This window comes from Corynebacterium pseudodiphtheriticum (assembly GCF_023509295.1).
GTDB classification, from domain to species: domain Bacteria; phylum Actinomycetota; class Actinomycetes; order Mycobacteriales; family Mycobacteriaceae; genus Corynebacterium; species Corynebacterium pseudodiphtheriticum.
This window is the reverse complement of the sequence record NZ_CP091864.1, coordinates 1035832-1049573: the sequence shown is the minus strand read 5'-3', so window position 1 is coordinate 1049573 and position 13742 is coordinate 1035832. Positions and strand designations below refer to the sequence as shown.

The 13742-nt window shown below is 54.0% G+C and carries 14 protein-coding genes, 1 tRNA gene and 1 pseudogene; 7 read left to right on the top strand and 9 right to left on the bottom strand.

Features of this window, described 5'->3' with window-relative positions; genetic code table 11:
* Positions 1 to 395 precede the first annotated feature (395 nt).
* From L9H78_RS04725 to L9H78_RS04705, 5 genes are all read left to right on the top strand, one after another.
* Positions 396 to 1214: a HipA family kinase gene (locus L9H78_RS04725; RefSeq protein WP_249620637.1), complete on the top strand. Its 819-nt coding sequence runs from the start codon at positions 396 to 398 to the stop codon at positions 1212 to 1214.
* A gap of 2 nt (positions 1215 to 1216) precedes the next feature.
* A complete protein-coding gene (locus L9H78_RS04720; protein WP_249620636.1) occupies positions 1217 to 2062 on the top strand; it encodes a DUF3037 domain-containing protein in 846 nt (281 codons plus the stop codon).
* A gap of 528 nt (positions 2063 to 2590) precedes the next feature.
* Entirely contained in the window at positions 2591 to 2725 is a 135-nt protein-coding gene (locus L9H78_RS10545) for a hypothetical protein (RefSeq protein WP_283775229.1), read from the top strand.
* A gap of 443 nt (positions 2726 to 3168) precedes the next feature.
* Positions 3169 to 3327 (top strand): hypothetical protein, encoded by a 159-nt coding sequence (locus L9H78_RS04710; RefSeq protein ID WP_242722168.1) that lies wholly within the window; start codon positions 3169 to 3171, stop codon positions 3325 to 3327.
* Positions 3317 to 3544, top strand: a complete 228-nt coding sequence (locus L9H78_RS04705; protein WP_249620635.1) for a hypothetical protein — start codon at positions 3317 to 3319, stop codon at positions 3542 to 3544. Before L9H78_RS04710 ends, L9H78_RS04705 begins: the two co-directional genes overlap by 11 nt.
* 41 nt (positions 3545 to 3585) lie before the next feature.
* On the opposite strand, the gene L9H78_RS04700 is transcribed toward L9H78_RS04705, so the two are convergent.
* Positions 3586 to 3810 (bottom strand): hypothetical protein, encoded by a 225-nt coding sequence (locus tag L9H78_RS04700; RefSeq protein WP_249620634.1) that lies wholly within the window; start codon positions 3808 to 3810, stop codon positions 3586 to 3588.
* Positions 3811 to 4502: 692 nt separating this feature from the next.
* Here L9H78_RS04700 and L9H78_RS04695 point away from each other — a divergent pair.
* On the top strand, positions 4503 to 4652 hold the full coding sequence (locus tag L9H78_RS04695) for a hypothetical protein (RefSeq protein WP_249620633.1): 150 nt from the start codon (positions 4503 to 4505) through the stop codon (positions 4650 to 4652).
* Positions 4653 to 4904: 252 nt separating this feature from the next.
* Here the strand turns inward: L9H78_RS04695 and L9H78_RS04690 are convergent.
* The 4 genes and pseudogenes from L9H78_RS04690 to L9H78_RS04675 form a co-directional block, all read right to left on the bottom strand.
* Positions 4905 to 6098 (bottom strand): annotated as a pseudogene (locus L9H78_RS04690) (IS3 family transposase).
* A 162-nt stretch (positions 6099 to 6260) separates the two neighbouring features.
* Entirely contained in the window at positions 6261 to 6557 is a 297-nt protein-coding gene (locus tag L9H78_RS04685; protein WP_249620632.1) for an RNA-binding protein, read from the bottom strand.
* Between the two features lie 166 nt (positions 6558 to 6723).
* Positions 6724 to 7161, bottom strand: a complete 438-nt coding sequence (locus tag L9H78_RS04680; protein ID WP_249620631.1) for a hypothetical protein — start codon at positions 7159 to 7161, stop codon at positions 6724 to 6726.
* A 340-nt stretch (positions 7162 to 7501) separates the two neighbouring features.
* A tRNA-Leu gene (locus L9H78_RS04675) sits at positions 7502 to 7575 on the bottom strand.
* A 155-nt stretch (positions 7576 to 7730) separates the two neighbouring features.
* Between L9H78_RS04675 and L9H78_RS04670 the strand changes: the two genes are divergently transcribed.
* On the top strand, positions 7731 to 8561 hold the full coding sequence (locus L9H78_RS04670; protein WP_039733636.1) for a DUF368 domain-containing protein: 831 nt from the start codon (positions 7731 to 7733) through the stop codon (positions 8559 to 8561).
* On the opposite strand, the gene coaD is transcribed toward L9H78_RS04670, so the two are convergent.
* The 4 genes from coaD to L9H78_RS04650 form a co-directional block, all read right to left on the bottom strand.
* The gene (coaD, locus tag L9H78_RS04665) at positions 8558 to 9055 is read right to left on the bottom strand and encodes a pantetheine-phosphate adenylyltransferase (protein WP_018120086.1); all 498 of its coding nucleotides are present in this window, start codon (positions 9053 to 9055) and stop codon (positions 8558 to 8560) included. The two genes, L9H78_RS04670 and coaD, sit on opposite strands and share 4 nt — an antisense overlap.
* 98 nt (positions 9056 to 9153) lie before the next feature.
* Positions 9154 to 9735, bottom strand: coding sequence for a 16S rRNA (guanine(966)-N(2))-methyltransferase RsmD (rsmD, locus tag L9H78_RS04660; protein WP_249620630.1), 582 nt, complete (start codon positions 9733 to 9735; stop codon positions 9154 to 9156).
* Positions 9736 to 9782: 47 nt separating this feature from the next.
* On the bottom strand, positions 9783 to 12023 hold the full coding sequence (locus tag L9H78_RS04655) for an ATP-dependent DNA helicase RecG (RefSeq protein ID WP_249620629.1): 2241 nt from the start codon (positions 12021 to 12023) through the stop codon (positions 9783 to 9785).
* 1 nt (position 12024) lies between these two features.
* Positions 12025 to 13728: a DAK2 domain-containing protein gene (locus L9H78_RS04650; RefSeq protein WP_249620628.1), complete on the bottom strand. Its 1704-nt coding sequence runs from the start codon at positions 13726 to 13728 to the stop codon at positions 12025 to 12027.
* Positions 13729 to 13742: the final 14 nt, after the last annotated feature.

Sequence of the window (13742 nt, the reverse complement as noted above, 5' to 3'; positions counted from 1 at the left end):
GTGCGCACGGACGCGGCTGCCCTCGTCTTCACGGCTCCCCTACCGTTCGGACGTCGAACTCACCGCATCGATGCCCACCGTCGATGTGCGCATCCTGTCGCATGACTATCCATCGACTGGAATATATTCGACAGACGCTACCCCGCACGCCACGGTGACCGCAGCGAGGAGTACGCCTCTCAAGCATCCGCCAGCACACTGGCCACCGAGCTTCCGGCGATCATCAACAGCCGCCAGACATTCCTGGTGGGGCAAAGCGTCGGCGGTACCTCCGTCCTGCGCACTGTACTGATGGCTTCCACCGAAACAACGCCCACATAATCTATCTGTGCCTTAAGTTACAGTAGAATCAACTTTACAAGCGACCGATCAGCATCATATTTGAGATGAATTAAATGAACTCCAACGAAAATGTAATAGACTTCGACGCGCACAGAAAACGCCAAGAGCGGATTGAGTTGGTTCTGCCGCGTCAAATGGCAAACTCTGGTTCTAAACCATTCCTCGGTCTTGCTAGTGACGGAGATAATTACTGGTGCAAACGGTTCGAGAGCCCCCACGGGCCCGAAGCCGTCATTAACGAAGTTGTCGCAAGCATCACTGGTGAGACTATCGGTGCCCAAATACGCCCGTGGCGAATAATTCATGTACCGCAGAGTCTGAGCGATACCTTGATCACTAGCGACCATAACCCTACTGATCGCTATCGAATCGGCAAATTGCCTCTTTTCGGTTCTTTGAATTTACATACATCAGACGTTTGCACATCTCCGGCTGTTATTCCCCATGTCACCGACGACGCAAACATAAATCACATTCCAAAAATCTTGGCTTTGTGGGATCTCTGCTGCGTTCACGACGATCACCAATTACTTATTGATTGCGGTGCGGATAATCAGCTGTGGTCTATTGACCACGGTTTCTGGTTCGATTCATTCGATCGCCCCTGGGGGTACGGCCCTCCGGAGGCGAAAGGTGCTACCCCAGACTTGCCGATGTTAAGGGCGCATATTCCTCAGGAATGCTGGGATAAAGCCAGCGCAGCTGTCGACGCTCTCGACAAGAATCTCTTCGCGACTATTTTCGACCGACTGCCTCCAGAATGGGCCGTCGATAAGAATGAAGTATCTAACCTAATAAATTACATACTCGCCCGAAAACCATTTACACTGTCAAGACTAGAGCGATACCGCAAAACCAATGGGAGGAAGTGACAATGCAATTCAGATATTGGACTGTGCGCATAGTCCCCTCACCATTAGCGATTACGTCCCTCGGATATGGGGTGATCGTCCAATGCGTATCCACTGGCGAATCAGAATGGCAATTTCTCGATGACCACAGCGGAATGGGAGCAGTACAAGGCGCCGTCAAAACCGCACGGAAAAACCTGGAAACTCAGCTCAAACAACTACAAGATGCTAACCACGCGTTAGACATCGAGGGCACCGAGACGCTTAACGATTACCTTGGTTGGTGTGTCGATCACTGGAACAATCTAGTGCGCGTTGATGCTGCAAAGTTCATGCACGCGGCCTCCCTGGCAGAGGCGTGCGCTCTTTTGTTCAGCCAGCTGATAGAGCCCCCTGCAAGGAACCAACCAGCAAATGATGTGCGCAATCTGCGGGTTAAAATCAAAAAGGCTTATCAAAATCAGCCACTTGTTCGCACTGCAATAAAAACTGACTCGACTCTTATCATTGCGAAATATCAACTGAACCCAAACTGTGCAGTCGTGAAAGAAGACACAGTGCTTGAACTCAACGAAGCATTCAACTTCGCGACTGCGAATCCGAATGCTGGTTTCGCAAATGTGGAAGCCTGGTCACTAAAAATCGAGAAAATGCAAAACACGAGTTCACAGCTAGAATTTGCAAATTCCCGAGTCGAAATCGGCAAGGATACAGACATCGTAGCCTTCTACTACGAACCTCAGACTAACGGGCAATTTGATACCTTTAAGCGCGCGCGAGAAATTTGGGATGCTTCGGGAGTGCAATATCTGCCGATTGACGCTGTGGAATCACGCGCAACCGAGTTAAGCAAGCGGCTAGCCGCATGACATTACGGAATTCGATGCACCGTTATTTTTTGGCTAGGCGTGGCCGCTCCCACAGGCCAGGCGACGTTCAATCAGATAATTGAGCGGGTCGTTGAATTAGGGATATGCGACAAGGGGGATACGGATTTTTTGCAGTAGCCAGATTTTAACAGGTAGTACCTGGTATTAATCCTTCATTTTCGCCTGCCTTTTGGAATAAAATCAACTCCCGACCTGATAGCAGCCAGGGGTTGTTTTGAATGTGTTTTTGAGTGCTGGAAAATGACATATATTTAACTTAATTCCAATTTACTAATGCCGTACCAGTACGGTAGGATGATTAATACAAGGCCGAAAGGCATTACAACAACTAAATAAAAGAGCTGAGAATGTCAGCTACACAGACATCATTGCGACAATCACACTGATCGTAATGATTTTAATCTGGCTCGACACTCGCAAGTAGTGCCGAATAGCCACTAACAAAAGTCCCGGCCATAATGAGGATGGCCGGGCACCCCCCTCACTATACAACACGACAGGAAAACCATGCGGTTTAAACTCATCTCCACCACTGCAGCCACCATCATGGCCTTAGCGGGCGCAAGCGCGTTCTTCATTCCTGCATTCATTGCCGTCGGCATTGCCATCGACAAGAATGAAAGGAAAAACTATGCAGCCTAAGATCATTGACGCAGACACGGGGAAAGAGCTTTGGCGCGCCGTAGAGTGCGCCAAACACTGCGACATCACCACGCGCACGTGGGCGAGTTACTACGCGAATGGCCGCACGCCCGACCCTGTCGCCATGCTCGATGGCCGTAGCGCATTGTGGTTTGCCGAGGATATTAAGCACTGGCACGCAAACCGGCCCGGCTCCCCGGCCCAGCTACGCCGGTAGCATTATCCTCAAATCTTTTCCCATTTGTCAGCGATGCTTGGTTCGGAACGATTCCCCCTGACGGCTATCGATAGAGACAGTACAAGTAATCTCAAATCACAAGATTGAGTTGAAAAAGCTGGAGCTAGATAGCTAGACACCTCGGGAGCTGAATAAAGGCACTACTCAGCTCCCGGGGTGTACCCCCTCAAAATACCACGACACAGAAAGGAACACCATGGACATCATGTCTAAAATTTCCAACGCACTAATCGTGCTCGCGATACTTATCGCACTCACCATAGGAGATACCCCAATATTCTGGATGGTCATGGGCGCCACTGCGGTTACGCTCACAATTGAGACCGTCCAGCTCGTCCAGAAATGGCGGGAACATGCAGCCTAAGATCATTGACGCGGACACCGGCCAAGAACTCTGGACCGGTGCAGATTGCGCCGACCACATTGGAGTGAGCTACGCAGCGTGGCGAAACTACTCAGCCAACCACCGCACCCCAGAACACGTGGCTACGATTTTAGGCCGTACACGGCTATGGCTTGCGGACGAGGTGCGCGAATGGCACGCAAACCGGCCAGGTTCTCCCCATCAACTACGCAAATAGTGCTAGCCCTGGTATTCGCTAGATCTCGCATGGGGTCCTCATTAAGCAGTCCCCATCCCTAACGCTGCACGAATCGCAGGGCCAGCGGTATTGACATCATCGACCCTAAGGCCAATATCGGGTTGGCCCCATTTTTCGCGCACAACAGCCAGCGCTTGGGCAACCGTAAGATCATTATCCGCACAATCAATAATTAGCCCTTGTAATTTATTTCCGGCATCCCAGTCAACGATGTCATTATCTACAGTTGAAAATCCGCTTTTCATCGCAAATAACCGGAATAACTTTATCCCGGGTGCGCTACACCATAGCAAGACCAGGCCACGGCTCATCCGACCATGCTGCGTAATGCTTATTCGGCAGCATTTCTAAGCCCATTTCCTTATACCGGTCAGACATCTTGACCGATCACCTCCGCATATACGTCGTAGCCAAAAATCACTCATTTGCCACTACTTCCTTACCAACTTACGTGCTAGGAAGTAGATCCGCCCTGCGAAAACCAGATAAAGCGGGTGTGTTCTGCGTTAGCCTTCGCTCCCGGGAACTCCACAAACTATTTCCGCCAGCTAGACCTGCTCCCGCCGTTTTCCATGCGTTCCCAAAACGTCGCTGTGAGACCACCTGCCGCAACAAAGCCTTTCGATGGTGCAGGCGTTACACCACACGCAGGCAGCATTCCTGGTGCAATCTTTTGGTTCCTGATGTTTTTGACGCTCACTTTTAGCTACAATGGTTAACACAACATAGCTACCCCCCGATGCGTCCACTTTCAGGAGGCAGACACAATGCCGAATGAGTGGCACGTAAGCAAAGATGAAGTCGATGCTCTCGTTCGCTATCTTCTCACCCGAAAACCGGGACTGATGCCCGGAAAGCCTCAGACCCACTAAAGTGGAATAAGTAAACAGCCAGTGGGATTAGAAAGCCTCCGCACAATACAGAAGGAAATCAAGAGATGACAACCATCACCGTGCTTATCAGCGTATTATTCATCATCACCAAAGCATCACCTTGGGCTACCGCCACAGCACTTGCATCCATGATCGTGTGCTTAGCCCTGGATACCCGCGAGCAATGGCTAGAAAGGAAACACCATGCGGCCTAAAATTATTGACGTGGATGCAGGGAAGGAACTTTAGCGCACTGTAGAATGCGCCAAACACTATGGCATCACATGGTCCCGCCCCATTTGGTGCGCACGCCCATTACCTTTCACCGGAAAACATCTCCTCATACGAATTTCACGATCTCTCTTACAGAGCACCCCAAAAAGATCTGGGCAGAGTAAACCGCCGCCACCAAGCACCCGTAAACGGGCACGGACCTGACCCCCGGAAAGTGGACACATCGGGGATAGCTATGCTGCTTCAGCCAGTGTAGCCGAAGTCTCGGCTTCAAAGACATCCGGAGCTACAAGATTGCACCAAGAATGCCGCCTGCGCGTGTTGTAACGCATGCACCACCGGAAAACTTCCTGACGGCAGGCAATCGGATTGTCAAAGACTTTCCGATCACGCAGTACCTCCCGCTTTAAGGCGGCGTTAAACGATTCCGCCAAAGCGTTATCAGCACTCGTTCCCACCGCTCCCATAGACTGGCGTACACCCAGCGACGAGCAATGGTCCCGAAACGCCTGTGAGGTATACACACTGCCGTGATCGGAATGGAAAACAGCCCCATCAAGGCTGCCACGCACACCATGTGTGTGGGATAAGGCATCAATAACCAACGAGACACGCATATGGTCGGCAAGTGCATAACCTGCAAGTTTCCGCGAATACGTGTCAATGACTGTGGCCAAATACAGGTTTTTACCTCCCTTACACGGCAAGTAGGTAATATCGCCGACATAGACGCGGTTCGGCGTATCAGCAGTGAAGTTACGGCCTATTAGATCTGGCATGACACGGTGACCAGGCTTGCGCTTGGTGGTGATGCATCGACGCCGTTTGCTGAAGCCTTTTAGCCCCATGGCTTTCATGATTCGTGCAACTTTCTTGTGATTAACCGGGGTATACGCAGGGTCTTCCTTGAGGCTTGCCGCGATGCGTTTAGCCCCGTAAAGTCCAAGCTCATCATTAAAGATGGACCTGATTTTCACGCCAATAAGACCATCAGAAAGCTTCCTCACCTTGCGTTTTTCGCGGGTGCTGACCCATTTATAAAACGAGGAACGATTCAGCTGTAAAACATGGCACATCCGTGTAAGCCGAGTACTCGGTTCGGTGGTCATAGACAAACTGGAAGCGGATCACCAGTGAGTCTCTTCGGCAAAATATTTAGCAGCCTTGCGCAGAATGTCACGTTCTTCGCGCAGCTTAGCGTTTTCCTTTTCCAGCTGGCGGATGCGTTTGGAATCATTCGCCGCTTGGGCTTTATCGTGTAGCGCTTTCGTGCGGGACCGTTTACCGGTGCCGTACTTTTTAACCCAGGAATATAGCGATGCCTGGTTGATGCCGAGCTCTGCTGATGCTGACTTCAGCGAGAGGTCCTCATTGTTTTCGTACAGGGCTACGGCATCACGTTTAAACTCTTCGGAATACCTGGACATGGTGGTAGATTACCTTTCTTCCCAGCCTAAATGGGCTGGGTATCAGGTGTCCACCAAACAGGGGTCAGGTCCCACCCAGCAACAGGGGTTTCTAGTACGCCAGTAAGGAATCGAACCTTACTCAAACACCCACCAAGGTGGCGCCATCTCAATTACACAAAGCTAAGCAGACACACCGACGCGCTGCTTCGCCTTTACCAAAAAAGCAGCGACAATAGACGCATCACCGTTGAATTCTTGTAGGCGCGGAATAAACCGTTCAATTATTTCCACAGCTTCCGCAGGCAAAGGCGCATTTGCTGCATTCAGCAAACTCGCAACGCCTATCGCTGGGTAACCGCCATATTCCATGTCCTCAAACGCATCAACCCAACTAAACTCGGAAACGACAGGGCGCATTAGGGGCGCAACTGCATCCCACAAATCATATTCAATCTGATTAACCAATTCTAATGCCATCGCACCCTACCATTTCGCTTCACGTTTGACGTCCCAAACTCTGGCATGGGCAACGGATATCCAAAAAATGCCCTGCCCTTTCCTGTCGGTCACAAAGTATTTTATTCTAATTATAACCCCGTCAACCTCGTCCTCGATCATTCGTTTATCATTATCCACCACGATCTCACCGTCTCAAGAAGACCCACAAAAGAATTAACGATCTTTTGATCAGACCACGACTGCGGAAATCTTGTTTTCCCTGCTGCAACGACTGCGCAGTATGTCCACCCAGCGTTTTATCTAGCACAAATTCTTGCGGGAGATTTTCGCTTCTCCATCCATAGAGCACATGGCCAGGCATGGAATCTAAGTCCGGCAAATATTCTTCCACCCCATCTACCAAGCGCTTGCCGCCGTTACGGTACTCCGGTATCCGAATCCCCGGCACTACAGGTAACTCTGCTAAAAATTTCGCCTTTTCAGATCTCGTGGCCAATGCCGCCTTCCATGCAGCAAGCTGCTCCTTAGTTGATGGCTCGGCAAACGTCGCATCGATCCAAAGGTCCCACAAGTCGCGGTTAATCTGCGGCAAATCCTCAGCACGAGCAACCTCAATACCCAAACACCCGCAATTATCGTGATACTCCCTACCCCACCAGTTTTCACCAAAGTCTCACTGAGAATAATCCGCACCACTTTTTGTCGTTTAGGCCGTTTAACCCTGTTTTTGGTGTCTTTTTTACAAATAGGCCCACCGAAAACGGCCTTTTCCGTTCACTATTTGTAAAAAAGACACAATACGCTGGTCGAGGCCCCGGCCGACCACACTTTTGTCGTTGAGCCCCATTTTTGACCCACTTTTGACCCAGAACCGACCTAAATCAGACCAAACCAAACTGAGTCTAAAAACAAAAATACCCAAACTACCTGGCATTTGTCCTGATAGCTAGGGTTAAAGGTTGTGCCCCAGGTGAGACTCGAACTCACACTGGACGGGTTTTGAATCCGTTGCCTCTGCCAATTGGGCTACTGGGGCGTGCGCTAAATAGCCTATAACACCATCCCCGTAATTAACTAATCGGCTGCTCATAAGCCATTTTCACGACCTTGAACGAACGGTAGCAGCCACCAATTACCGACACTTCCCGGTCTGGCCATTACTGGCGCCACGCGATGCATATAATAGCGCGCATGGTTACTCATCTCCTCAACATTCTGCGCGGTGCGCTGATCGGTTCCGCAGAACTGGTTCCCGGCGTATCCGGCGGAACCGTCGCGTTGATCGTGGGCATCTATGAACGCGCCCTCCACAACGCCAACCTGCTGCTGAAAGCAAAATTCCGCGAAGTCGAATGGATCTTCCTGCTCACCATCGGCGTCGGCATGTTCGCCGCCGTATTCGGCCTATCCGGCATCCTGAGCTCTTTTGTGGAAGGCACCCCAGATGTTGCCCGCGCGCTATTCTTCGGCATGGTGGCAGTCTCCATCATCGTGCCACTGATGATGATTGACGAGGACCTGAGCAAAAAGAAAGGCCCGGCCATCATCACGTTCCTGATCGCCGCCGGGCTCGTCGCATTCGTTACCGGGTTTACCTCCGAACCGAACCGGGATCCTTCACTGATCGCGGTCTTCTTCGCCGCAGCAATTGCGGTCTGCGCCTTGGTGCTGCCGGGTGTATCCGGCTCGCTGATCTTGCTGACCCTGGGCCTGTACAACTTCGTCATCGGCTCGGTCTCCGACCGAGACCTCACCGTGTTGGCTGTCTTCGCCGCTGGCGCACTGACCGGCCTGGTGGCCTTCGTGAAGGTCATCAACTACCTGCTCGACCAGCACCGCACCCTAACCTTAGTGGCCATGGCTGGGCTGATGGTCGGCTCACTGCGCGCGATTTGGCCCTGGCAAGGCGACGGTGACGCGAACTTCCTGACGCTCATCCTGATGATGCTGCTTGGCGCGGTCATTGTGGCGGCCTTCGTTATCGCCGACCGCACACAAGCGAAAAAGAAGGCACAGGTTTAACCAAATTTTTCGGCGATGGCTTTGGAAACTGGCTCCGGCAACAGGTCCGAAACATCGCCGCCAAAGCGGACCACCTCTTTGACCAACGACGAAGAGGTGTAGCCGTATTTTTCATCGGTGAGCAAGAAATAAGTATCAATGCCAGAGAGCCGCTTGTTCATCTGCGCCATCGGCAACTCATATTCATAATCCAACGAGCTGCGCAGGCCTTTGACCAAACAATCAATGTTGTGCTCATCGGTATATTTCACCAATAGATCGCTCCAGGCATCGACACTGACGTTATCGCAATCGACAGAACGCCGGATCAACTCCATGCGCTCTTCGACGCTAAACAACCCCTTCTTATTCGGGTTAGCTGTCACCAGCACCGTGACGTGATCAAAAGACCGCGCAGCACGGGTGATGATATCCACGTGCCCCATGGTCACCGGATCAAACGATCCCGGACACACTGCGGTGGTGCGTTTATTCTGCTGGGTGTTATCGCTCATTGCTTCTCCTTGTGTTGCTGGGTATTCGGAAAGCCAAGGCTCCGAAAACTTCAGTCTGTGCCTTCAATTTCGGGGTGTTAGTAGCAGGCTTATAGTTATCAGCCGTCGTTCTCAGTTCCACGGTAATTGGCCATATCCATCCGCGCTTTGCCGTAGGTGCGGCGTTTCAATTTCTGCGTGGTCGGAACAAAGCCTTCTGGCCACGGAGCTTCCGCTGAGCGCACTTCCCGCTCGATCACCACCATGGCATCCGGGTTCAGCACTCGCGGTAGCTGATCCAACAGCTCTGCCAGCTCGTCGTTGCCTACCGCATAGGGCGGGTCTGCCAGCACCAGATCAAAGCGCTCACCAGTGCGCGCAACATAATCCAGCGCGGGTGCAGCAACCACATCAATCTGGGCGTCTACATCAGCCAACACGACAGCATTGCCACGGATGATTTCGCAGGCCTCCTGGCTGGCGTCGACAAGCACCACCCGGTCTGCTCCCCTACTGGCAGCCTCCAAGCCCAGCGCGCCGGAACCAGCAAACAAGTCCAGCACCCGCGCGCCGGGAAACTCCAAACGCGCATTCAGCGCAGAAAACAGCCCCTCCCGGGCGCGGTCACTAGTCGGGCGAGTGCCTTCTGCGGGCACCGCAATCTTTCTGCCACGGGCACTGCCTGCAATAATCCGAGTCATGCCCACCAGTGTAACCGGCGAAAACCTGGCAAACCGCGCTAGCCTAGCTAGGTCTTAGACAAATACTCGTAGCCATCATCGTCAATGCCTGCAACCATCGCGCGCGCCATCGCCACATCGTGTTCGATGATGCTTGCGGCTTGCACCTTCGCCTGCTCAATCAGCGCGGAATCATTCTGCACATCCAACAACCTCAACTGCGAATGCACCCCAGACTGCTCAGTACCCAACACGTTGCCTTCCCTGCGGTGCGCAAGATCAATCTGGGCGACAGCGAAACCATCATTAGTACCCGCCACCTGCTGCAAGCGGGCATTCGCCGGGTGGCCCTCCGGAGCCAAAGTGTGGAACAAACACACCGAAGGCTGAGTACCACGGCCAATACGGCCACGCAATTGGTGTAACTGCGAAAGACCAAAACGCTCCGATTCGCGCACGATCATCATCGTGGCATTCGGCACATCCACCCCCACCTCAATGACGGTGGTGGAAATCAACACGTTGATCTCACCAGCCGCGAACTTCTGCATCACCTCTTCTTTATCCGGCCCGCTCATGCGGCCGAACAACACACCAATGCGCGCGCCTGTAATCTCCGTGGGTACATCGTCCAGCACCTCACGCTTGGGTGGTTCGAAAGCAGCAAACAAACTGTCCTGCGGCAGCGGGCGTTCGTCCTCGCCATAACGGGCACACGGATCCCTCTCTGCCAGGTCTTCCGGGGCGGAATTCGGCATAGCCACCGGAGGGATCTCCGCACCCAGCTTCAGGGCGAGCTCAATCACCCCACCCGCACCATCAATGCGTGGGGTGACCACATACGCCTGGCGCCCGGCCGCGAGTTCTTCTTCCAGCCGGTGCCACATGCGATCGGTCCATCCCTGCTGCTCATGCTGCACCACCGAAGAACTAATCGGCTGACGCCCACGCGGGAGCTGCTTGATCGTTGATTCCGCCAGATCACCAAACACCGTCATCGCAATCGTGCGCGGAATTGGCGTTGCCGTCATCACCAACAGGTGCGCCACCGGAGAAGTCTTGGCGCGCAGCTTATCGCGCTGCTCCACACCAAATCGGTGCTGCTCGTCAACAATCACCAAACTGAGCTCGCAAAACTCCACCGTATCTTCCAACAAAGCATGCGTGCCGATGACAATATCCGCCTGGCCAGAAATAATCTGCAGCAACGCCTCACGCTTGGCTTTCACCGGCATGGAACCAGTCAACAACACGACGTTTGCCTCTACCCCGGCTGTGCGCAAGGTAGCGGTGATGCTGCGGGCGTGCTGCGTCGCCAAGACCTCCGTAGGGGCCAATAACGCGGCCTGCTTATCATTCTCCGCCGCCTGCAACATCGCCGCGAGGGCGACCACCGTTTTGCCGGAGCCGACCTCGCCCTGCAGCATTCGCGACATCGGGAAATTACGCTGCATTTCCCCGCTGATCTCAGATAACGCCGATTCCTGGTCTTCGGTGAGCTGGTAGGGCAAACCGTCGACAAGCTGGCGATATTTATCCCCCGGCGGCAAGGGGTTGGCACTAGCTTTTTGCGCATCCAACCGGCGCAGCGCCATCACCAACGCGAGGGTGAGCGCTTCCTTGTCCTTCAGTTTTTCCACAGCCGGCCCATTACCAAGAAAAGGCGGAAAATGCAGATCCCACAACGCCTCATTCAGCGTCATACCGCCATTGGCAGGATCTGGCAACAGCGGCATCGTGCGCAAAGATTCATAAATCGCGCCTAAAATCCGCGCAGATTCCAGCCCACCTTTTTGCCGGTAAATCGGAATGAAAGGCTGGGCCGCAAGATAGGTAGTCAGCCCCTCATAGCGCTCCAGCTTTTTCATCGCCCCACTGCTGAAAGTTTTCTTCGGCTTAGCATCAGGGCCTGTAGAAGAATTGCTAAACACCAAGCATTGCGGGTGCGTAACAGTCAGATGCTTCTGAAAAACCCGCACCTTACCGGTGACCATGATCGTCGCACCTTTCCACACCCCAAAAACCTGGTGGTGGAAAAACACCAAGGTCACACCGTTGCTGAGAGTAATCTCGGTGCGTTTTTTACCCGTATCAATCTTGTCTGCTTTCACCACCGTCGAGATAAAAGTAATCGGGTCGGCAGAATTAAGATCCTCATCCGTGATGATGTCATCGCGGCGCGAGAAAGCGCGGGGGAAATACGTGATTAACTCGCCGCACGTGTTGATCTCCAGGGCCTTGGCAATTGCCTTGGCTTCTTTCTCACCGACGACGTCGGCAAGGTCCCGGTCATCACGCCAGCCCAGCACGTCATTCCACCCCTAGTTCAATTGGCCCTGTTTCCGTGGCAAATACGATGACTTCTACGCCCAGCTTGGCCAGTGCCTCGGCGTCAATAGCGGCCGGAAACGGGGTCAGTATGGTGATTTGTTCGATGTCGTCACCGACCAGGTTGGATGCCACTCGTAGTACTTCGGGGCCGAGCTGATCACCGAACTCGGTTGGGTTTTCGATTATTGCTGTACGCATGGCATGAGCGGCCTCACACATGGTTTCGGTGGCTTCGGCTGCGGGCAGGGTTTTGTCGTACACCGAAATCGCGGCAATGCCCGCGCACAGTGAGGCGGTCTCGATGACCTCGGCGCCCTGGGAACGCCAGCGTTGATGCTGCTGGGCGTTGGTGTAGCCGTTGCTGAGCACAGTCAATTCCGACAGGTTTACGGGCGCGGTTGCGGTAGCTGCGCCCGTGTGCGAGGTATTGGTGGCAGTTGTCTTAGCAGAGCCCAGTACACCACGGTATTGTTCTACGAATTCCTGCGGCGCTGCCACGTGCGCACCGGCTTGCGCGAATAGTTCCGCGATTTTGGAATCGTCCACCAAGGCCACTAACTGTCGGTGCTCAGTGCGGCGTTTAGTGCGAGGTTTAGTCTGCGGTTTGGTGCGAGGTTTAGTGCGAGCAGCCGTGCCATCGTCATCGTCAGTGGCAGTGTCCATGGCATTACCTGTGGCCCCGGTTCCGTCTTCTCGATGAGCGCCGTCGCCGTGTGCTGATGCAGCCGACAGGTTATCTGCCTGGGCATCGGCCTGAGCATCTGGCAGCACCTCCAGGCGAATATCACTCGGGCGGCCATGCGCCAGGCTTTCTTCAATCACTGCCCCGGCGCGGTGACTGTGAATGTGCACGGTGGCCTCGGTGTCGTTGACGCGAGCGATGATCAGGCTATCGCCCAGTGGTGCGATGCCAGCTTCGAGCTGGTCGACGTCGCCGGTGAAAAAGAACATCACTTCCAGGTGGTGGCTGCGGTTCTGGTCGGCGTGCGAGACGAAGGTATCGGTGGCCAGCGCACTGGCGTGTGGTTCTGTGCGGCCTTCGAGTTCGTCCACCAGCGTTTGCAGCAGCACTAGTAGGCCGACTCCCCCGGCATCGACGACGCCGGCTTCGCGAAGTTCTGGCAGCTGCGACGGAGTGGCGGCGAGTGCTTGTTCACCGGCGTGCAGTGCGTCGCAGGCGGTGGTGAGTAGGTCTGTTTCTGTAGTTTCGGTCGCTGCCGCGTGCTCCGCGGCCTGTGCGCAAGCGCGCAACACGCTGATGATGGTGCCTTCTACTGGGGAGGCGATGGCTTTTTCTGATAATTCCACCGCGCTGTGCAGTGCGGAGCGCAACTGTGGGGCCTCCAGGCAGCTATCCGGGCAAGAATCGGCAATGCCGCGTAGTACTTGCGACAGGATCACCCCGGAGTTGCCGCGTGCTCCGCGCGCAGCGCCCATGGCTAGTGCAGTAGCAACGTGGTTATCTGGGGTTTCGCTGGCTTGGGCCAGAGCCGAATCCATGGTGAACGACATATTCGAGCCGGTATCGGAATCCGGTACCGGGTACACATTCAGCCCATTGATTTCGCTGCGCCGACGCTGCAGCTCTGTAGCTGCGCGCTGCGCCCAACGACGCAGACCTGCCCCGTCGAGGCGGGTGGCAGGTGCGGTGGCGTCGGCAAGAGTATCTGGGCGCAAAGACATGATGTTCTAGCTTA